Origin of the sequence: Pontibacillus sp. HN14 (assembly GCF_021129245.1) — a bacterium.
Lineage (GTDB): Bacteria > Bacillota > Bacilli > Bacillales > BH030062 > Pontibacillus.
In genome coordinates this window covers 319247-340089 of record NZ_JAJOLR010000002.1, presented here as the reverse complement: position 1 = coordinate 340089, position 20843 = coordinate 319247, and the positions used below count along the sequence as shown (strand labels likewise).

Sequence of the window (20843 nt, the reverse complement as noted above, 5' to 3'; positions counted from 1 at the left end):
ACTTATAAATACATGTGAACCCCAGGTCCAAAAGGAATACCTAAGAATGCAAATGCTAGTAATAGTACAATCCATACAGATAAGAAGATGATACTATACGGAAGCATAAGCGAGATTAGGGTTCCGAGACCGGCTTTCTTGTCGTACTCTTTCATAAACGCTAGAACGATTATGATATACGGGTTCATCGGTGTAATAATGTTCGTAGATGAATCCGCAATACGGTACGCCGCCTGAATAAAGGCTGGATGATAATCTAAGATGTAGAACATTTTGATGAAGATTGGCGCTTCTAGTGCCCACTGTGCTGAACCACTGAATACCAATAGGTTCATAAGTGCGGTTAAGAAAACGAAACCGATAATAACAGGAATACCCGTTAACCCGATGGATTCTAGTAAATCCGCTCCACTTACGGCAATCCACGTACCGATGTTTGTCCAATCAAAGTACGCAATAAATTGAGCAGCAGCGAAGATTAGTACGATGAATCCAGACATGTCTTTAATAGCGTTACCCATGAAGGTGGAGATGTCTTTCGTTGATGTAATCTTTTTCACTGTCACACCATATGCGACAGCCACTGTCACAAACATAAAGAGAATGATTGGAATAATTCCATCTAAGAAAGTGGAATCCAGAATGCCACCTGTTTCGCTACGTAAAGGTGAATTTGGCCAGAATAGAGCTACAAGCAACACGCCGATATAAGCCACTAGAGCAATGGCAGCGTTCTTTAACCCTTTCTTCTCTAGAGGAGTGGATGCATTCATTTCATTCTTCAGATCTCCCTCGTACTTACCAAGACGAGGTTCAACAATTTTCTCCGTCACAAGAGCACCTGTGATGGATAGCACAACAACCGATGCGATCATAAAGTACCAGTTGTCGAGTGGTGTTACGACAACACTCGACTCTAAACCTGCCATAACCTCTGTTGAGATTCCTGATAACAGAGCATCCGTACCGGCTACAACAATGTTCGCTGTAAACCCAGAACCGACCCCTGCGAAACCAGCAGCAAGACCTGCAAGAGGGTGTCGACCAACTGTGTAAAAGACCATTGCAGCTAAAGGTGGGACGATCACAAACGCGGCATCAGATGCAAGATTTCCCAAAATTCCGACAAATATAACTGCATAAGTTGTAAGGCTCGCTGGTGCTTTCAAGATTGTACTCTTAATCGCTGTTTCAATCAGCCCTACTTTATCCGCTAAACCAATTCCCAACATCATCGCAAGCACAAGACCTAAAGGCTTAAAGCCAGTAAAGTTCTCAAGCATGGACGTTAACATGTACTGAAGACCTTCACCAGAAACTAAACTTTTAATCGCAACTTCTTCTCCAGAACCTGGTTGAACTACGGAAGCACCTAAGCTTGAAACAACCCAAGAAAGTAAAATCATAAAGAGTGCAAGATAAACAAATAACATAAACGGATCCGGAAGCTTGTTGCCTGCCTTTTCAATTCCATTCAAGAAACGAGACATCCCTTTGGACTGCTTTTTGTCCTCAACTTGTGAAACATCAGTTTGTGGTAATGCCATGAACCCACCCTTTCTGTTATTAATGGTCATATTCCTTTATCCTTCCGTAAATTGGAAGGGAGAAAAGAGGGAATCAAAATCCCCTCTGTCCTTACTGATCCAAAACGAGTGAAAATACCTTTCGCGGTCTTCCTCGCTCTCCAGATTGAGCCTCGCCGCTTTGCTGAACGAGCCCCACTTTCTCCATTTCACTCAAAATCCTTCGCCCATTTCGCTCTGTACTCTGAAGCCAACGGGATAGATCCTGAGAGGTAAACGTTGTCCGCTCATAATGATGAGCGTACGATATAATCTTCGAGACCACTCCTGGACTAAGGGCAGCATCCTTAATCTTATCGGCCCACTCTCCAGCTCCTACCGTTTGATAAGAAATCGCCGCTTCCTGCTGCTTCAGCGTAATCGACTGGTACTCATCCACTATGAGAAGAGTCGGCTCATCAAATGTTTTATAATTTCGGAAGCCGAAGCGTACGTTTTGCTCTGCCTGAGAAACCGTCTCCCCAAAGCCAATGGCGATGTTCACCTGACTGGAGGTCTGCATTTCGGCATTTTGGATAAGGCTGAATAACTCCTCCTCAACCTCTGTCCACATCTGCCCCCTCGTTGTGAAGATAAAGAAGACCCCGTCCCCAATCTGCATCAGGGAACCACTCGTTTTCTCCGCAATTCGGAGGAGGAAGCGTCTGAGATCTAACTCCTGGTGCTTCATCCGGAAAGAATACTGAAGTTCTTCCCGTTGTTTCACTTCGAAGTCGACGCGACACCCGATCACAGCGACCTGTGCATTACGCAGTCGCTTTGACTGAGCCCGTTCTTCTAAGAATTGAAGAATGAGCTTAATCGATAAATAAGATGGCGTCACCCGGAAAACCGGTACTCCTAACGCTTTTAGCTGCCTGTACACCGTTTTGATCGATGTAATCGCAACCTCCGCTTTCCCTTCCTTATAAAGGTTGGAGTGGAAGTCCACCAATTCATTAGAATACTGATAACCCTCAAAGGGGTGGTTGTAATAGGTAAGCGACTGAAGGTCATAGTAGGAGAGAATCTTTTCGATTTCGTCGTCTGTAATGGTATCGATACTTACCTTCTCAAAAACTTTCTTACTCGTTAGCTGTGCTTCAAGTAAAATACCGAAGAAACTCGAACCGTGAAGGGGAGGATAACTCCCTTCTTCTGGTGTGATTAAGTTTTTCTCATAAGCATATGTGTAATTAAGGATTCCGGAGAAGAACCATTGATCCACCTCATATCGATGAGCGGAGAGAATGTCTTCTATATCCGATAAATCGTCGTACGTATAGGAAGCGACTTCTATGTCCTTAAATTCATCCGTTACATAAAGAATTTGTTCAAGGGAGTCCTGCGGTGCTATGACTCCGATCTTGGTTTTCATGTACATCACCTGTCTTCTGTCTTAAATATTCAGCTATGATTCGACTTCCTTTTTCTAAATCTGCCACTGAGGCATATTCTGCAGGATGATGACTAATCCCTTCTTTACAAGGAATGAAAATTAGACCAGAGGGCCATCTTACCGCCATATTCATCACATCGTGACCCGCTCCGCTATCCATCTGGATTGCTTCATATGATAGAGACTCACAAATGTCTACTAGATGTTTTTGCATCGTTTCATCCAATGCGACAGAATCGTTATCCACCAGGGTCTCAACCTCGATCTGAACATTCCGATCAATAGCAATCTGACCACATCGCTTACGAATATCTTCTGCCAATTGTCGTTTGGCCTCATCGTTTACGCTTCGTATATCAATACCAAGCTCGACTTCACCTGGTATGACGTTCATCGCATTCGGCCCAATCGCTACGGTGCTCACGGTAGCCACAAGGCGTTTCTCTAAAGCTTCATTTCGCCGGAGCGCCTCTTCCTCAACATAAGAGATAAGAGGAGCAATGGAAGCCAAGGCGTCCTGCCTTTTAGGCATCGGGGTGGTCCCGGTGTGGTTGGCCATCCCTCTCACGGTAACCTTCAAACGGATCGGACAAGCAATGCCTCGCACAATCCCTACTTCCGCCTGATGATCTTCTATCTCCGTACCCTGTTCTATATGAAGCTCAAGGAAACTTTCAAGACCTTCATCTGGCACATAAGCCTGATCAGCCGTATCCCAATCTAACCCGAAGGATTCGAAAACCTCACGGATCGTCTGACCCTCTCGGTCTGGAATGTCAGCAAGATCTTCTTGATCAAGGAGTCCTGTGATGGCTTTACTGCCAATCGTCGAGACTCCAAAGCGCGCGGATTCTTCAGAAGCGAAACAGATCACGGCTATGTTCTTCGTTGGAACAACGCCTTCATCTTTCATCAATTTAATGGCCGCTAAGCCCGTCAGCACACCAGCGGCTCCATCATAGCCACCGCCATTGTATACTGTATCGAGATGAGAACCGACTCCAACCGCCTGAGCCCCGTCTGCTACGTGCCACATTGCCCATTGATTCCCGGCCTCATCCTGCTTCACTTCAAGACCAAGTTCAGTAACCACTTCACGAAAAGCCTGGTGAGCTTCCCCTTCTTCAGGACTATAACTGAGCCTTGAGAACCCATCTGCCGGATTCATATCAGTCGTTCGATTCAATCGTCGTAACGTTTCGTCTAGCCACTTTTGCATCTCCAGTCCCTCCTTTTGCAATAGTGATATACATATCCAATGCAACCGCAAGAGCGCCTTCGTCGAAATCAAAAGACGGATGGTGATGCCCAGCAGCTAGTGGAGTCCCAAAGAGCATGTACGTCGCAATGCCATCATGCCCCTTCACTTCATTCACCATAAAGCTCGCATCTTCAGACCCAGATACAGACACAACCGGAATAATTTCTTCAATAACCGGACTATCTCTTCCCCACTCTTTAATCCATTCAACCGCTTCTTCGCTACAGCTGAAAGAGGACGTTTCGCCAACTTCATCGATCTCACAAGAGACATCATATAAATCGGCAACAGACCGAATCATACGAGTCGCTTCGTCATGAACAAAACAATGTACCTCGTGATTCTCACCTCTTGTCTCAAGCTCCAAATAGCCATGATCCGCAATGACGTTTCGGCCGCTACCTGCCTCTAATCTGCCAACGTTCACACGACTTGCGCCTCCGCTATGTCTTGGAATCGCATAAAGCTGCGTCGAGGCGGTCGCCGCAGCCAGTAATGCATTACGTCCTTCTTCCGGCTTCATACCAGCATGTGCGGAACGCCCTTTATAGGTCACATTCATTTTTGATGATGCGAGGAAGCCCTTAACAGAAGCTCCCACCGTTCCAACCGGCATGGAATGAATGCCAATGTGACCGGTATAGAATTCATCTACATTATGAAGCCAGCCCTGATCTGTCATCGCTTTTGCCCCTCGTCCACCTTCTTCAGCTGGTTGAAAAAGAAGCGTCAACTTCCCTGACAAAGCATCCTGTTCTCGGCTGATAAAATGAGCAAGAGCAACACCTATTGCCGTATGTCCATCATGACCACAGGCATGCATCACGCCATCTACTTTCGAGTGAAACCCTTTATGGAACGGTATATGAGAAGGATCCTTCGTCTCATTAATCGGAAGAGCATCGATATCGAATCGAAACGCTTTGTGAGGACCAGGTCTTCCTGTCTCCCATGTGGCGACAAGACCGGTATGGCCTCCCTTCATCGCGTTAAGCCACTCTTCTTCAACGCCCCATTCTCTCGCAGCTTGTTCCTGCTTATGTAAAATGGATTCTCTCGGAACCCCTTTTCGTGATTCAGAACTAAGGGCTTCTTTTCCAAGGAAAACCGTAAACCCGAGCGCCTCTAATTCTTTCCCGACCCGGTACGTCGTCACATACTCTGTAAAACCAAGCTCCGGATACTCATGAAGAGCACGGCGCCAATCCACAAGAATGGAGTTCAGCGGTGCGTTACTCACTGCCTCCACCTCCTTGAAGGGTTAAAAGCGTATCGTACGCAATTTGAGCCATTGTGGCACTGCCACCTGGGAGTGCTTTCTCATTTAACATAAACTTCGGATCGTGAAGTCCCATTTGATCTTCTTCTGATTCAATTCGCGTCCCGAGCCAGATGAACGCTCCGGGGTAACGTTCTAGGAATCTGGAGAAATCCTCTCCTGCAAGAACCGGCTGAACCTCCGGTGTAGAATCTTCGCCAAGCACCGTTCTCGCTGATCCTCTCGCCACTTCGGCCCATTCCGGTGTATTAATCGTGGATGGATAGCCATCTAAATACTCGATCTCTACGCTACCTTCAAACGCTTCTGCTACATTCTCTACAATCTTATGGAAACGATGCTTCACGCGTTCTTTAATCGCTGGCTTGTACGTTCGAACCGTTCCTTCAAGCGTCACTTTGTCTGCAATGACATTGTGCGCATAGCCACCGTGAATACTACCAACAGTCACAACAGCTGACTCAATCGGATCCACGTTTCGGCTGACGATGGTCTGGAGACTTGTGATGATTTGATTCGCCATAATAATCGCGTCATTCCCGTCTTGTGGCATACTCGCATGCCCGCCTTTCCCTTTTACGGAAATCGTAAAGCGATCAGAAGCTCCCATCATTTCCTGATCCCGAATCCCAACCTGTCCAACCGGAAGCGTCGGCCAAACATGTTGTCCGTAAATCACATCTGGTTCGTATTGTTCAAATACGCCATCATCCAACATCGGCCCCGCTCCGCCTGTGGGTGAATTCTCTTCAGCTGGCTGGAATACTAAAAGGACCGTTCCAGCTAACTGTTCCTTCAATTGATTTAATGCGTACCCAGTCCCTAAAAGCATAGACGTATGGGCATCGTGTCCACAGGCATGCATAACGCCATCGACCTCAGAACGATAGTCCACTTCCGCCTGTTCCGTAATCGGCAACGCGTCCATGTCCGCTCGCAGCGCCACCGTACCACCAGGTTGTTCCCCTTTGATGATCCCAAGCACGCCCGTGTCCGCAAATCCTTTCTCAAAAGGAATACCATACTCCGTCAGCTTCTCCTGAACAAAGCGCGATGTGTTCCACTCTTCCCCGCTACGCTCCGGGTATTGGTGCAAATATCGGCGAAAAGCAACAATATCGTTTTCTACCGGTTTAATAAGTTCTCGAAATGCATCTTTCAAACGACCACTCCTTAATAAAGGACATATTCCTTAAATGTTCCTTAATTAAATCTTAGTGTTACTATACTTTAAAGATCGAGATCTGTCTAGGGTAAATTTAGAAAGATTCAGATTTCTTTGTTCACTGTATGAGGACAACTTGAGCGCTCGACTTGTCTTTTTAAGATTGGAAATTCCAGAATTTGATTCTTCTTTTCAGCTGTATATTCTTTACAACAGTCGTTCGTGAAGCGCTTTCATGAGTTAGTGTCTTCTATTTAGTTGCTTTACCTAACGTTTTAGGACTGTTTTGGTTTGTCTTTCTGATATGGTAATAATAGCTACATGTGTGTTTGGGAAATTTGTTGGGATTGGGGTGGTGGGACTGGGGGACAGGTTCATTGTCCCGCGGGACCAGGGGTCTGGTCCCTTGTCCCGCTTTGGGATTGAGGGACAGGTTCATTGTCCCACGGGACCAGGGGTCTGGTCCCGTGTCCCGCTTCAAAGGCAAACTCCATTTACAATAGTTAATAACGAGACGTTAGGACATCCATTTAATCCCATAAAAATTGTTAACTCTTAATATTTTACAATATAATACATTCGAGAGGTTTGAAGGTTGAAAATCGGGTATATAGAACTTAAGGCTTACCATGCAATAAATGAGTCATCTAATAGAACTATCAAAAAATAGTAAAATTTGCACATTGAGGACCACATTTGGATTGTAATGTAAAATTTTTAATGATTAAATTAGGATAATTATTAGAGGATGGAGGTGTAATATAGGGAGAAAAAAATACCAGATCGAGGCGGTGGTTCACTTGAAGCAACTGACTAGAAATTTAAAAGAGGGAGACCTTATTTCTCAGGATGTGTCAGTCGGGGAAAAGTTGATTCTAAAAAAAGGTACAAAAATGACGCTCAATATTCAGGAAAGACTCAAAAAATGGGGCGTTGAGGAGGTTCAAATTCAGACAGCTGAAGAACCTGTACATAATGAACAACCAAACAAGAAAATACTTTCCGAAAATCCAACAAGATATGAATCGTTATTCCAAGAAAGCCTATCTACCGTATACTCAGAAAACAGATACGGCGTGGCACTCCATGCCAAAACCACGATCCACCGGCTTAAAGAGCTGTTTATTAAAGTAATGACCCACTCCCCTTTAAGCAGTAAACTTATGCAATTAAAGAAGAAAGATCCTCACTCCTTCCACCACTCCTTTGACGTATTTGTCTTTGGCGCTATTTTTAGCGATTATTTAAAGACTGGGGATCAGGAAGACTTTGCTACGTCCTGTCTATTTCATGACATTGGTAAGCTGGATGTGCCAGATACCATATTACTGAAAGAGTCAAAACTCACCTTTAAAGAATACGAGATGATTAAAGAACACACCATCAACGGAGAAGACACGCTAAGAGACCATAACGCTTCTTTATTAAGCCAAAAAATGGCTCGTTCCCACCACGAAAGACTAGACGGTTCCGGCTATCCCGACGGTTTCGAACATCTTTCTGACCCAGAGAAAATAATCGGCATCATCGATGTCTATTCCGCACTAACCTTAGATCGCGTGTACCGTTCAGCCAAGCCATCTGTAGAGGCACTCGAGATCATTCTCGAATCGAAATCACAATTCGATCCTCAGTTGGTCTACCGATTTATGAACATGCTGAAGATCTACCCACTCCACACGCGCGTTTTAACCTCAACAAACGAAAGAGCGCACATTATTTATGTGTCTGACAAACAACCCTTAACACCCATTATTCAATTCGAAAACACGGACACCGTAAAACAAATCCCTCATAATTTCTCCCTGTCCATCTCTAGATTCCTTGGATGGAAAGAAGATTATATTAGAGAGAGAAAAGAATCAAATTGGGCGCTTTATATGAAAAGCCTCTTTAATGCTGACAAGAGAATGGCCGAGTATCAATTTTATAAGCTGATTGATGACTTAAGAATGGAGAATATCTATACAGAAGTGTTCGCCGCTTCCATGAAAGAAGTCGGTCAGATGTATGCTGAAGGCAAGATATCCATTGCAGAAGAACACGTAGCTACCTATATGACGAAGGAACTTATGAAGAGCTTCACTCAGGAAAAAGGGAAAGAAGGAAATCAACAGGGAAAAGTCCTCTTAACCACAGTAGGAAAAGAAGGCCATAGCTTGCCTCTTGAACTATTTTCGGAAACGCTAAAGATCAATGGATGGGACACCTATAATTTCACCCCTTCCATTCCGATTAATGAACTGATCCATTTTGCCAAAATAAACGAGATAGCGTTTATCGGTTTCTCTATAATTATGAAAGACAACATCCCTCAACTAGAATCAGATCTACACCTCATAAAGACCGCCCTTCCATCCGTTAAGATTCTGGTCGGCGGCCCTCAAATAGATGAGGTTTCTCATGAGAACGTCGACGGTTTTGCGAAAGATGCTACGACGGGGCTTAGGGTTATAACGGAGTTGAGGGGATGAGCTGGGATTGTGGGATGCGGGGACAGGTTCCTCGTCCCGCGGGACCGGGGGTCTGGTCCCTTGTCCCGCTTCTGCTCTCTTACATTAATAGGAGGAGAGAGGCATTTATCACTCTTTTTTTCTTCAAAGTTCTCTATCTTCCTCTTCTTACATTCCTGCCATACTCTTCTACCAAATCAATAGCTAGCCTTCGCTGTTCTGCGGGAACTTCAATAATAACCTCACATTCAAAGTAACCAAATTCAAATATGTTTCTTTTATTATACGGAATGGAATAGTAGGGAGTTAGGTGGTTGTTTTTCAAAAGCCAGTACAGCTCCTGGGCTTTTCCGATCTCTTTTTCAGTACTACGAAAGATCACCGAAAGCTCATCCTTCTTCTCAAACACATAGAGATAAACCGCTAGCACCACACACAACGTCAGTAATACGGCATTTAACACCCTGACTCACCATCTTTCTTTTGAACTCTCTCTTTATAATAGTAATTAGGTACATGATTAACGTTTTCGAGAAGGCTTACACGTCAAATTGAGAAAGTTTTCGGGACTGGGGGACAGGTTTCTCGTCCCGCGGGCCCGGGGGTCTGGTACCTCGTCCCACTTGAGATGCGCCCCCTCCTCTCCATCTGTTACCTTTTACGAGAGTTATTGCTCTAAAAAGTCACAGAGGAGAACCATCTACGACCTTTTGATAAGATGGCAGCGTTAAAAGGTCACATATAGAGGCGATCTGTTACCTTTCTCTCTCAAACATCAGCCAAAAGGTAAGAGATTCGATCTATCTGTGACCTTTTTGAGATTTTTACCTAGAAAAATGTCATAGATTCTTGGTCTTGATCTACTGGGAGGGAGAGCGATGGAACCTTGCCCTGGCCCATAAGACTCACAAACCAGTCCGTTCCTTCAACTTTCTTCGAATCTCTTTGTTTTTCTCAATTTCCTTTTTCATAAGGACTATAAGATCTTCTTCAATTACCTTTTCAATTTCCTTGTAGCGTTTGGAAATAGTTGTTGAGGATCCACCATATTTTTCTCCTAACCCTTTTAGGGTCATGCGCATTCCACCAAGAACCTTTAGAGTGATATATTCGATGGAGGCTGCGTAATTAGCTGGCTTTTTGATATCTGGATTTTTCTTATCGCAATATTTTCTCCACAAGAATAAAGCGGTGTACTCAAAATTCTCTGGGTACTCTTCCCCTGCTGCAATCCCTTGGCTGATACGATCCGCTACTTCTTTAAACTGCTCGTTCTCCCATTCGAATTCAGGAACGGTAGACTTCGCTCCCGTACCACTTGGAGATCCGCAACACTTTTTATATTTCTCCCCGCTCCCACAAGGGCATGGTTCATTTCTTCCAATTTTACTCATAGTGTATCGTTCTCCTTTGTTCGTTTTTCCTCTGCAAGTATTAAGGGACAGGTTCCTCGTGCCACGGGCCCAGGGGTCTGGTCCCCCGTCCCAAAATTCATGCTCCTTTTCTCCATTTTAACCACTCAAGATGCAACAAAACTACTCGACCTCAAACCTACAGCGCAAAACGCCACAACACAACGCTCCACACAAAAACCCCCCTCTTGATCAAACGTTTGATCAAGAGAGGGATATCCGTTGTAATGCCTTTATTTACGCTGCTTCTGATGTTTCGTCTTTTCCACCGCGTGTCTTCCAGCTGATAAAGAAGCCGATTGCTAGAAGAGCGAACGTGCTGATGACAAAGAGAAGTTTTGATTCCATCAGGCTGATTAGATTTCCTAGGATGATCCCGACTGTACCGAAGTCAGCGTCACCGAATGTTGTTCCTTCAAATCCTAGTGAGCCTAGTACCGGTAGTAGAAGAGCCGGAAGGAAACTGATGATCGCACCGTTTGCGAATGAACCGACAACTGCTCCTCGGCGGCCACCTGTTGCGTTACCGAACACGCCGGCTGCTGCTCCTGTGAAGAAGTGAGGAACAAGACCTGGAACGATGACCTTAAGGCCAAAGATCGGTAGTAGGAACATGCTTAGTAGTCCTGCTACGAAACTTGTTAAGAAACCGATGATTACAGCGTTACTCGCAAATGGGAAAACCGCTGGAGCATCAAGAGCTGGCTTGGCATTTGGAACCACTTTATCTGCGATTCCTTTAAATGCTGGAACGATTTCAGCAAGTAACATGCGCACACCTGCTAGAATGATATAAACGCCTGCTGCGAATGTTAGACCTTGCATAAAGGAGAAGACTAAGAAGTTCTGCCCTCCGCTTAATTCTGTTTCAATGAAAGCAGGTCCTGCAAATGCTGCAACAACGAAGAACAAGATGACCATCGTCAAGGATACGGACACGGATGTGTCACGAAGGAATCCTAGAGATTTTGGAACTTTAATTTCTTCTGTTGATTTAGAATTCTTACCAATGCGCTTTCCGATGAAAGCAGAAACAAAGTATCCTGTAGAACCGAAGTGACCTACGGCAAAATCGTCTGAACCTGTGATCTCTCTCGTATAAGGTTGCAGAATTGCCGGGAAAAGTACCATTAGGGAACCAAGAATAATAGATCCGATAATAACAAGAGATGCACCTGATAAGCCGCCTTGCGAAAGGATAACTCCGATTAGGCAGGCCATAAACATCGTGTGGTGACCCGTAAGGAAAATGTACTTAAATGGCGAAAAACGAGCGATTAAAATGTTCGCTACCATTCCAAATAACATGATCATGGCTGTCTCTGTACCAAAGCTTTGCTGAGCCATAGCTACAATCGCTTCATTATTTGGAATGACTCCATTCACACTGAATGCATGGTCAAACATAGCGCTAAATTTCGTTAATGATTGAATTAGAACCTCTGCACCAGCACCCAGGATAACAAATCCCATGATCGTCTTTAGCGTTCCTGATAACGTATCAGCGAAATTCTTACGCTGAGCTACCAGACCAACGAGGGCGAACAGCCCGACCAGGATGGCGGGCGTTCCCAGAATGTCTTTCATAATTAAATCGATCATAATGTCTTCCCTCCTCTTGATTGCCTGACTTTAGATATTTTGCTCTAAAGCTTCTCTAAGTTCGTTCTTGTCCATTAAGTTCTTAAGCTGAACAACATTCTTGCTGCCGTCGTCTAAGCTGCCAACAATGTCTTCAGAACCAAGGTATAGGTCTGCTTGCTCTGATTTTGCAGAAGATAGGTCTGTGTGAGATACTTCTGCTTCTTTGTTAAGATCTTTCAAAATGCTTTTTACGTTCATTTCTACAATCATGCTGCTTCCTAATCCGTTACCACATACGACTAATACTTTTTTCATTCTAAATCCCTCCAAATTTTTTATACGTGCGAGTAGTTATTTACTAAGCTTAATACATCTTCTGTCGTGCTAGCGTTTAAGAGTTGTTCCATATTCTCCGGCTCAGACAGCATCGTTGTAAGCTGAGACAGAGCGGTTAAATGCGTTTCGTTATCGATTGCGGCTAACACAATAATAAGGTTGGCCTTGTGTTTCTCCTGATCAGAGAACGCAACCGGTTCGTCTACCTTGAGTAAGCTCATCCCAAGCTGCTCAACTCCCGCTTCCGGGCGAGCATGAGGAATCGCAATCTTTGGCGCAATGACAATATAAGGTCCTAATTCATTCACAGTATCAATCATGGCATCCACGTAGCGCTGTTCGATCTTCCCTGTTGCCAGTAGCGGCTGTGATGCTTTCGTAATCGCATCTTCCCAGGACGGGACAGATGGTTCAAACTGAATCGTTTCTGATGTAAGCAATTCGTTTAACATAGGTTTGTAAGGCTCCTTTATCGAAAAGGTCTGATTGGCTTGATAGGACATAAGCTGCTGCTTTAACGCATCTTCATCATGGACGGTCGCATGCTGCTTAATCATCGCTATCAGCTCATCTGTCTGGTCCAGTTCCGCCGATGGTTCCTGAAGCCTGTGGTTCAACTGCTTCAGCACATATTCCTTATCCACATCTTGCAAAAGAGCGGGAACGTGAATGACAGGTGTTTCTTTTTCTTTTAAGAAATTCGTTGCAAAAATCACATCGGCTCGTAGCTTGGTTTGCTGATACTCGCGGAAAGAGAGCGTGGCGATTACATCAATCCCTGTCATCATCGCCTCTAGCTGAGCTTTCAGCATATTGGATGTACCGATGCCATTTTCACACACAATAATCGCTTTATACTTCTTCTCAATCGTGCGGTCTTCCTTCGAGAGCCACCCTCCAAAGTGCATCGCGATATACGCAATTTCCTCATCTGGAATCGGCTTCTCCATATAGCGCTCAAGGTGAATGATCGAGCGCTTGGTCAATTTAAAGATCTCCTGGTAATGGGCTTGAATATGTTCAGATAGCTCATTATTTGAAGGAACATCGTATTTCAACCGATAATAAACCGGTTTCAAATGAAGCAATAAGTTCGCTTCCAGTTGCTCCCGATCTTCGAATAACACACAGGAGTAAATCTGAAAATCATCAACCATATCGTGAATCACTCGCTTCAATCCAGGCGCCTCAGGGTCCTCGTAAGGAGACGATGGCGGTTCCTGATGAACTTTTGAGCTTAGTAGATTCATAGCTAGAAAAGCTGTTTCATCTTCTGAAAAAACGTTATAGCCTTCTGCTCTGAGATGTTCGTTAATAAGATGAGCCGCTGTATAGGCTTTTGTCTTCTGAATCGCGTTTCGCTCGTCTTCATCTAACTGAATCTGCTTTTCATTCTTCACTCGTTCGATTGAAATGATCATTTGCATGGACAAAACCGTGATCATTTCATCTGTGAAAACGATCCCAAGCTCCTTCTCCGTTTCATAAAGCACCTTTTTAATAAAGGCCATGGAATCCGACTTATCGAATGAGGCAGGCAACAAAATTTGAAAAGCTTCCTCTCGTACCCCCTGCCACTTCTCATCGGTCTTCACTGAAACCAAGATGTGAGAAAGAAGCTGACGTTTGTGCAACTCTGCTCCTTCAAGGAAGTAACCATGACTTCTTGAATACTGCAGATCAAGTCGATGTTTCTTAAAGTATTCTTTAATTCCATCTAAATCCTTAATAATGCTTCCCCGACTCATTTGCGTATGTTCCATTAGATCCTTCATACGAATGTCGGCTGTATCGTTCAGCAAGTAGAGAGTTAAAAGAACTTTCCTCTCCTCCCGTGATAACCGGTAATCCCAGCGATCAGAGAGCTGAATCTTTTCGGGTAGCTGCATTTGCGTTTCAGTAGTAAGGAAAAATCCCTTCCCCCTATGACGCTGCACTTCCTCAAGCTCGTTATCTTCGAGCCAATCATTAATTTGTTGAATATCGTAATAGACTGTCCGGGCCGAAACACCGATCTTCTTCTGTAACCACTTGGTCGAAATCGGCGTATCCGATTGGTACAGCTGTGTGAGTAAATACGTTCTTCTCTTATCTAAAACCATGTCTCGCCCTCCACCTCCGGATGATGAAGTTTGCAAAATGATTATCCAAAGTCATCATGATGTTGAATATATTCTTAGTATAGAGTGTATTTCGTAGTTATGAAAGGGGTTTCAGTGTTTAACAAATGTAATAGAGAAGTTTGCAATTTTGCACAGAAGGTAGTAATGGGCCTGGGGGACAGGTTCCTCGTCCCGCGTGACAAGGGGTCTGGTCCGTTGTCCCCTTGTAGTCCGATGGCTTGGTTAACCAGACTTTTCTAGTTAAATGGAAAGAGTTGCTTGGTGGGAGTTGGGGATGGCGGTGGGTCTGGGATGGAGGGAGTGTGGGATGGAGGGACAGGTTCATTGTCCCACGGGACCAGGGGTCTGGTACCCTGTCCCGCTTCTTTGATGTTTTACTAGAGTTATAGCTCTAAAAAGTCACATAGAAGAACCATCATTTACATTTCATCCACATTAAAAACCTAAAAGGTCACAGAATAGGCTGTTCTACGACCTTTTAATCGTTATTACCATACAAAAGGTAACATAGACGCTCAATCAATGACCTTTTAAATGACTCTTAGTGGTAAAACGTCACAGAGTTCAGCGTACTCGCTCTCAATGCAAAAAACCCTTCTTCAGCAAGAAGGGCTTTCAGATAGAACTGCAAAAAATGGGACGAGGAACCTGTCCCTCAAATCCCGCTTCTCAAGTCCCCAACCGGACACGACCAATAACACTCTTAGATATACCCGTAACGCGGGAAAGCTGCCTATAGGTTACACCATCCAATTTTTTAAGCTGAGCCAGGATGCGGTTACGCTCTTCCCTTCCCATTTGCTGAAGCATTGTACTGTGAGGAACACCTAGCTTCACCATGCATTCCCTCACCTCGTGATCAGAAATTCGTTTGTCCTGAACCATTTCCAAGCAATGATCATCATTCTGTTCTTCCATGTGAGAAATATAGCGTATGAGAGCTGTCGAGTAGTCAGAGGAGTAGAGTGTCAGTCCCTTGCCTATATCTACAGGAGCAGAATGACCGAGGTAAGCTTGAAGACTTGTCCACTCGCTTTTCCATACGTTTTGAACGAGTCCAGCCTTCAAAGGGTTCTGGTGGATATACCTTATAACGGTAAGGAAATACTCATGATCGTGAACACATTCACTGAGGAAACGAGCCTGAAAAAGATGGCCAACTCTAGCATACTTCCTGTTATACCAGTATACATAACTTGAACTGATCCGTTTTAAGGTCAATGAGAAAGGCTCCATCCCTTCTTCGAACAAGAGATGGACATGATTATCCATAATGCAGTAGCCGTACAGTTTGAAATGGAAATGATTTTTGTAGTGTGTAAGGGTGGTGAGGAATTGTCGTTTGTCTTCAGGGTCTTCAAAAATCGTCTGCTGGTTAATGCCTCTTAGCATAACGTGATAAATCCCTGTTCGACTTTTTTCTCTTGGCTTTCTTGGCATTTGAGGACCTCCTTTAGTAGGAAGAAATGAGGGCTAACGTGGATATGAGGGGAGTCGTTCTTTCTTAAGTTTCTACGCCTTCTTGTAAAACCCTGCACAAAAAAAGAGAACAAACCTCTCTTCCCGGGGCCAGTATGGTAAAATAACTCCACACAAAAGGAGGGATTTTAATGGCTATACCATTTGTGAACCTTTTCCTATCAATGATTGCCATTGTCCTAGCGATCATGAGTTGGACAGGAAACGGGGATTGGTTTGGGTACATATCGGTCTTGTTAGGAGTTAGTTCTTTACTGAACGCGGTTAGTGACAAGAGAGAAAAGAAGCACAAAAAGATGATCCTTTCACTCGTTCTTGGCGCGATCTTAGTAGGACTTGGAGCTATAGAGATTGTTCTATAGATTGCCGTTTAAACTCAGCTTTCTAAAAAAATGAACCAGATGCCCCCTTCTTCCAAGAAGGGGGGGTTTTTTACGATTCACTAGAAGAGAAGAAAAGGGACAAGGAACCTGCCCCCAGTCCCGGGGGACGATGAACCTGTCCCCCAATCCCAACCACCAATCCCAATCCCAGCTAAACCGTTCCCGCCGCAGGGTCATGAACCCCGTGACGATAGAAGTCAGCATGAATCGGCTCAAGCGGCTTACGACCTAAGATAAGGTCGGCTGCTTTTTCAGCAAGCATCAGTACAGGCGCATGGATGTTGCCGTTTGTTACGTAAGGCATGGCGGACGCGTCAACCACTCGTAGGTTCTCAACGCCGTGTACCTTCATTGAATGTGGGTCGACAACTGACATCGGATCTGTAGCTGGTCCCATTTTCGCTGTACAAGAAGGGTGCAAAGCTGTTTCGGCATCTTCTTTTACCCACTCGAGGATCTCTTCGTCTGTTTGAACAGAAGGACCTGGTGAGATTTCTCCTCCATTATAGGTGTTCATACTTGGTTGAGCCATAATGTTTCGGGTTACTCTTACAGCTTCAATCCACTCACGTCGATCTTGTTCCGTGGAAAGGTAGTTGTACACCATGCTCGGGTGCTCTTTTGGATCTGTTGAACGGATCTTAAGGGAACCGCGTGCATCAGAGTACATCGGTCCAACGTGTACTTGGAATCCGTGTTTTGTTGCAGCTTTCTGGCCATCGTAACGGACCGCTACCGGAAGGAAATGATACATCAGGTTCGGGTAGTCCACGTCCTCATTCGAACGGACGAATCCTCCTCCTTCGAAGTGGTTCGTCGCCGCTGGACCGGTACGTCCGAACATCCACTGTAAACCGATCCAAGGCATGCGCGCCTTGTTTAAGTTCGGCTGCTCAGACACAGGCTCCGGGCATGTGTACTGGATGTATGCTTCAAGGTGGTCCTGAAGATTCTCCCCAACTCCCGGAAGGTCAACGACTGGCTTAATGCCAAGAGACATCAGGTGGTTCGCATCGCCTATACCTGAAAGCTGTAGCATTTGCGGCGTGTTAATCGCACCTCCAGAAAGGATGACTTCCCCAGCTTTTACTTGGTGAGTCTGTCCATTCCGAACATACGTCAGGCCTGTAGCTTTTTTCCCTTCGAAATCAATTTGCTTAACAAAAGCACGCGTTTTAACCGTTAAATTCTCACGATCCATCACAGGGTGCAGATAAGCGCGTGAAGCTGACATTCGTTGTCCTTTGTAGACGTGTTTATCAAACGGTCCGAATCCTTCTTGGCGGAATCCGTTCACATCAGGGGTTCTTGAATAACCTGCTTCAACACCGGAGTCAAAGAAAGCTTGGAATAAAGGATTCTTGGCAGGCCCGCGCTCTAATTTAATTGGACCGTCCTGGCCGCGCATCTCGTCATTTGGAGAAGCTAACGCATTCTCTAAGCGTTTGAAATATGGCAGGCAGTGGGCGAAATCCCACGTGTCCATTCCTTCATCTGCTCCCCAGCGCTCGTAATCTAATGGGTTACCACGCTGATAGATCATCCCGTTAATGGAACTTGAGCCACCAAGAACTTTTCCGCGGGCATGTTTAATGCGGCGTCCATTCATATGCGGTTCAGGGTCAGACTCGTACTTCCAATCATAAAGGCTTTTCCCAGCCGGAAACGGCAGAGCTGCCGGCATTTGGATTAGAAGGTCCCAGGAGTAGTCACTGCGGCCTGCTTCTAGAATAAGAACACTCTTCTTCCCGTCTTCACTTAGGCGGTTACCAAGCACGGAGCCTGCACTCCCGCCTCCAACAATTACAATGTCATATGATTCAGTCATATCTGTTCCTCCTTGATGAATTGGCGAAGAAAGGCTTCACGACGCCTTTCTTCATTTATAAAATGAATGCTTATAAAAGCTTGTCCATTTAGAACCAATTGATTGGTTCAGGGTTTAAGTTTTGGAAAATATGCTTTGTTTCCGTGTATTCTTCAAGACCTAATTTGCCTAGCTCGCGGCCGATACCAGACTGCTTGAATCCTCCCCACGGAGCATGAGGGAAATACAAGTTAAAGTCGTTGATCCACACTGTACCCATGCGCATCTTCGCAGCACAGCGTTCAGCTTTTCGTGTGTCATTCGTCCAAACTCCACCAGCAAGTCCGTAGATGGAGTCATTCGAAATTCTTACAGCTTCGTCTTCTTCAGTGAATTTCTCAACGGTGATAATCGGACCAAAGGCTTCTTCTTGCACAACCGTCATGTCTGATGTGCAGTCTGTGAAAATCGTTGGCAGGTAGAAGAATCCTTGCTGTAGCTCAGGATCGTCAGGACGTTTGCCGCCAACGGCTAACGTTGCCCCCTCGTTAACTCCTGCTTCTACATACTTCTCAACCTTCGCCAGGTGTTCAGCTGAAATAAGTGGTCCCATTTGCGTATCTTCATCAAATCCGCTGCCTAGCTTGAACTTCTTCACACGCTCAACAAGCGCTTGAACGAACTCGTCGTGAATGCTTTCTTCTACAATTAACCTAGTCCCAGCGGAACAAATTTGCCCTGCGTGGAAGAACACGCCGTTTAACGCTTGGTCGACAGCTGTTTCGAAATCCGCATCGGCAAAAATGATGTTCGGATTCTTCCCGCCAAGCTCAAGCGCAAGTTTCTTCACATTCGAACTTGCCGCTTGCATAATCTTTTTGCCGGTTACAATGCCACCTGTGAAGGAAATAAGATCGACATCTGTGTTGCTAGAAAGCTCTGCTCCAATCGTGCTTCCTGCACCAAGAACAAGGTTGGCCACACCCGCAGGTACGCCTGCCTCTTCAATGAGTTGGAAGACTTTGATCGTTGTTAGCGGTGTAATTTCACTCGGTTTCATAATGAGTGTGTTCCCCGTTGCAAGCGCCGGCGCTAATTTCCATGACGCCTGAAGTAAAGGATAATTCCAAGGCGTTATCTGTCCGCATACACCTACTGGTTCGCGAACGACTTTACTAATGGAGTTCGCTACCGGTGAATCGATCATCTCTCCACCATCTTTATCTGCAAGCTCCGCGTAATAACGGAAGACACCAGCGATATCCTCCATGTCCCCGCGACTCTCTTCTACCGTCTTTCCGGTATCTAATGATTCTAAGTAAGCAAGTTCCTCTTTATCTCGTTCAATAAATTCAGCAATCGTACGCACGATCGCGCCACGCTCTGTCGCAGGCGTCGACGCCCACTCTCCTTTATCAAAAGCAGCTCTCGCAGCAGCAATCGCTTCTTTTGCTTCAGTTTCATCTCCCTCAGGAACCGTTGCAATGACTTCCTGGTTATATGGATTCATGATTGTACGCGTATTCTCTGAATCCGCGCCAACCCATTTCCCATTTATATAATGTTGAAGCTGTAGTTTCAGATCCAATCCGATCCACTCCTTCGCATTGATTTTTGATTTATATTAAGTTTATTAAATATTTATTTAACGTTTTTAACGATAACACTATGATTAAACCTTGTCAAAATCTCTTCTCCAATACTAGAACTAGAAAGATAAGAAATTACTGGATTACCTATTCTAATAAGGATGGCGGATGTTTTTCTTTCCTGAAATTTACGATCAGCATTTGACATTTAATCTGAACGCGTTAACATAAAGTTCGTAAAGAATATTAGAATTTTTTTTAATAAAGATACTTTTGTTGAAGGAGCGACCCTATGAGTGAGTCAACCGAAAGACCAAAGCTCAAAATAGAAGAAGCAAAAGATAAAGTCATGGGCGCCATTGCAGAAACGATGGACCTATACGGGGTAACCCCGGCCGCTGCAAGCTTGTATGCAACCATGTACTTTGAAGATCAGATGACGCTTGATGAGATGCGCTCTGAGCTCGGCATGAGTAAGCCAAGTATGAGTACGAGCGTCCGCAAGCTTCAGGACATAGAAATGGTAAAGAAAACCTTCACCCGTGGTTCAAGAAAACACACCTATGTCGCAGAGAAAGATTTCTTCCAGTCCTTTATGGCGTTTTACTGTCAGATGTGGGAACGGGAAGTGAAAACAAATCTTGGAGCGATTGATTCAGCTCAGGAAGATTTTATAGAAGTTATGAAAGATTCGGAGAGCACACAAGAGATCGTCGCGAAGGCGAAGAAATACTACGATCAATTAGAAGAATCAAAAAAGTATTATCATTGGCTCGAGGAATTAGTTGAAAGCATCCGAAGCGGTGAGATCTTTGAATTCTTACCGAAAGATCAAACGGAATAAGAGGTGTGCGGGCAGCAACGTGTAAAGAAGCTGCCCCCTCTCTTCCCACCCACTCTTACATAGAAAAGAGCGGGATTCGTTTTGCATTTTTGTTAAGAAAATTCTTAATACATTTAACGTTAAATGTATTTAAGAAATAGATATCATTAAGAAAAGGGGAGTTT

Annotated in this window: 16 protein-coding genes; 3 read left to right on the top strand and 13 right to left on the bottom strand. The window is 44.8% G+C overall.

Annotated elements, in window-relative coordinates; translation table 11 throughout:
- Positions 1 to 2: 2 nt before the first annotated feature.
- From LQ226_RS10805 to LQ226_RS10785, 5 genes are all read right to left on the bottom strand, one after another.
- On the bottom strand, positions 3 to 1547 hold the full coding sequence (locus LQ226_RS10805) for an AbgT family transporter (RefSeq protein ID WP_370635484.1): 1545 nt from the start codon (positions 1545 to 1547) through the stop codon (positions 3 to 5).
- A 91-nt stretch (positions 1548 to 1638) separates the two neighbouring features.
- Positions 1639 to 2943, bottom strand: a complete 1305-nt coding sequence (locus LQ226_RS10800; protein ID WP_231417907.1) for an ATP-binding protein — start codon at positions 2941 to 2943, stop codon at positions 1639 to 1641.
- Positions 2900 to 4183: a M20 family metallo-hydrolase gene (locus LQ226_RS10795; RefSeq protein WP_231417906.1), complete on the bottom strand. Its 1284-nt coding sequence runs from the start codon at positions 4181 to 4183 to the stop codon at positions 2900 to 2902. Before LQ226_RS10795 ends, LQ226_RS10800 begins: the two co-directional genes overlap by 44 nt.
- Complete coding sequence (locus LQ226_RS10790; RefSeq protein WP_231417905.1) at positions 4134 to 5465, bottom strand: amidohydrolase; 1332 nt, start codon at positions 5463 to 5465, stop codon at positions 4134 to 4136. The genes LQ226_RS10795 and LQ226_RS10790 overlap by 50 nt, the downstream gene beginning before the upstream one ends.
- Positions 5458 to 6666, bottom strand: a complete 1209-nt coding sequence (locus tag LQ226_RS10785; protein ID WP_231417904.1) for a M20 metallopeptidase family protein — start codon at positions 6664 to 6666, stop codon at positions 5458 to 5460. The genes LQ226_RS10790 and LQ226_RS10785 overlap by 8 nt, the downstream gene beginning before the upstream one ends.
- An 803-nt stretch (positions 6667 to 7469) precedes the next feature.
- On the opposite strand from LQ226_RS10785, the gene LQ226_RS10780 reads away from it, so the two are divergent.
- The gene (locus LQ226_RS10780; RefSeq protein WP_231417903.1) at positions 7470 to 9143 is read left to right on the top strand and encodes an HD domain-containing phosphohydrolase; all 1674 of its coding nucleotides are present in this window, start codon (positions 7470 to 7472) and stop codon (positions 9141 to 9143) included.
- 133 nt (positions 9144 to 9276) lie between these two features.
- On the opposite strand, the gene LQ226_RS10775 is transcribed toward LQ226_RS10780, so the two are convergent.
- The 6 genes from LQ226_RS10775 to LQ226_RS10750 all read right to left on the bottom strand — a co-directional run bounded on the left by LQ226_RS10775 (position 9277) and on the right by LQ226_RS10750 (position 16017).
- On the bottom strand, positions 9277 to 9585 hold the full coding sequence (locus tag LQ226_RS10775; RefSeq protein WP_231417902.1) for a hypothetical protein: 309 nt from the start codon (positions 9583 to 9585) through the stop codon (positions 9277 to 9279).
- A gap of 442 nt (positions 9586 to 10027) precedes the next feature.
- Positions 10028 to 10516, bottom strand: a complete 489-nt coding sequence (locus tag LQ226_RS10770; RefSeq protein ID WP_231417901.1) for an SEC-C metal-binding domain-containing protein — start codon at positions 10514 to 10516, stop codon at positions 10028 to 10030.
- Positions 10517 to 10771: 255 nt separating this feature from the next.
- Positions 10772 to 12136, bottom strand: a complete 1365-nt coding sequence (locus tag LQ226_RS10765; RefSeq protein WP_231417900.1) for a PTS ascorbate transporter subunit IIC — start codon at positions 12134 to 12136, stop codon at positions 10772 to 10774.
- 30 nt (positions 12137 to 12166) lie between these two features.
- Positions 12167 to 12433, bottom strand: a complete 267-nt coding sequence (locus LQ226_RS10760) for a PTS sugar transporter subunit IIB (protein ID WP_231417899.1) — start codon at positions 12431 to 12433, stop codon at positions 12167 to 12169.
- A 20-nt stretch (positions 12434 to 12453) separates the two neighbouring features.
- The gene (locus LQ226_RS10755; protein WP_231417898.1) at positions 12454 to 14556 is read right to left on the bottom strand and encodes a BglG family transcription antiterminator; all 2103 of its coding nucleotides are present in this window, start codon (positions 14554 to 14556) and stop codon (positions 12454 to 12456) included.
- A 690-nt stretch (positions 14557 to 15246) separates the two neighbouring features.
- Positions 15247 to 16017 (bottom strand): transposase, encoded by a 771-nt coding sequence (locus LQ226_RS10750; protein ID WP_231417897.1) that lies wholly within the window; start codon positions 16015 to 16017, stop codon positions 15247 to 15249.
- A gap of 170 nt (positions 16018 to 16187) precedes the next feature.
- On the opposite strand from LQ226_RS10750, the gene LQ226_RS10745 reads away from it, so the two are divergent.
- Positions 16188 to 16418, top strand: a complete 231-nt coding sequence (locus LQ226_RS10745) for a hypothetical protein (RefSeq protein ID WP_231417896.1) — start codon at positions 16188 to 16190, stop codon at positions 16416 to 16418.
- A gap of 172 nt (positions 16419 to 16590) precedes the next feature.
- Here the strand turns inward: LQ226_RS10745 and betA are convergent, their stop codons facing one another.
- Positions 16591 to 18267 carry a choline dehydrogenase gene (gene betA / locus LQ226_RS10740; protein WP_231417895.1) on the bottom strand — a complete coding sequence of 559 codons (1677 nt, stop codon included), beginning with the start codon at positions 18265 to 18267 and terminating at the stop codon, positions 16591 to 16593.
- 88 nt (positions 18268 to 18355) lie between these two features.
- Positions 18356 to 19828 (bottom strand): betaine-aldehyde dehydrogenase, encoded by a 1473-nt coding sequence (betB, locus tag LQ226_RS10735; RefSeq protein ID WP_231417979.1) that lies wholly within the window; start codon positions 19826 to 19828, stop codon positions 18356 to 18358.
- A 299-nt stretch (positions 19829 to 20127) separates the two neighbouring features.
- Here betB and cudC point away from each other — a divergent pair, with 299 nt between their 5' ends.
- On the top strand, positions 20128 to 20679 hold the full coding sequence (cudC, locus tag LQ226_RS10730; RefSeq protein WP_231417894.1) for a choline uptake/conversion transcriptional regulator CudC: 552 nt from the start codon (positions 20128 to 20130) through the stop codon (positions 20677 to 20679).
- Positions 20680 to 20843 lie beyond the last annotated feature (164 nt).

Excerpts from the sequence above, each read along its gene's own strand:
- LQ226_RS10745 (WP_231417896.1), top strand. The coding sequence starts at position 16,188 with ATGGCTATACCATTTGTGAACCTTTTCCTATCAATGATTGCCATTGTC.
- LQ226_RS10755 (WP_231417898.1), bottom strand. The coding sequence starts at position 14,556 with ATGGTTTTAGATAAGAGAAGAACGTATTTACTCACACAGCTGTACCAA.
- LQ226_RS10760 (WP_231417899.1), bottom strand. The coding sequence starts at position 12,433 with ATGAAAAAAGTATTAGTCGTATGTGGTAACGGATTAGGAAGCAGCATG.
- LQ226_RS10765 (WP_231417900.1), bottom strand. The coding sequence starts at position 12,136 with ATGATCGATTTAATTATGAAAGACATTCTGGGAACGCCCGCCATCCTG.
- LQ226_RS10795 (WP_231417906.1), bottom strand. The coding sequence starts at position 4,183 with ATGCAAAAGTGGCTAGACGAAACGTTACGACGATTGAATCGAACGACT.
- LQ226_RS10805 (WP_370635484.1), bottom strand. The coding sequence starts at position 1,547 with ATGGCATTACCACAAACTGATGTTTCACAAGTTGAGGACAAAAAGCAG.
- cudC (WP_231417894.1), top strand. The coding sequence starts at position 20,128 with ATGAGTGAGTCAACCGAAAGACCAAAGCTCAAAATAGAAGAAGCAAAA.
- betA (WP_231417895.1), bottom strand. The coding sequence starts at position 18,267 with ATGACTGAATCATATGACATTGTAATTGTTGGAGGCGGGAGTGCAGGC.
- LQ226_RS10800 (WP_231417907.1), bottom strand. The coding sequence starts at position 2,943 with ATGAAAACCAAGATCGGAGTCATAGCACCGCAGGACTCCCTTGAACAA.
- LQ226_RS10770 (WP_231417901.1), bottom strand. The coding sequence starts at position 10,516 with ATGAGTAAAATTGGAAGAAATGAACCATGCCCTTGTGGGAGCGGGGAG.
- LQ226_RS10750 (WP_231417897.1), bottom strand. The coding sequence starts at position 16,017 with ATGCCAAGAAAGCCAAGAGAAAAAAGTCGAACAGGGATTTATCACGTT.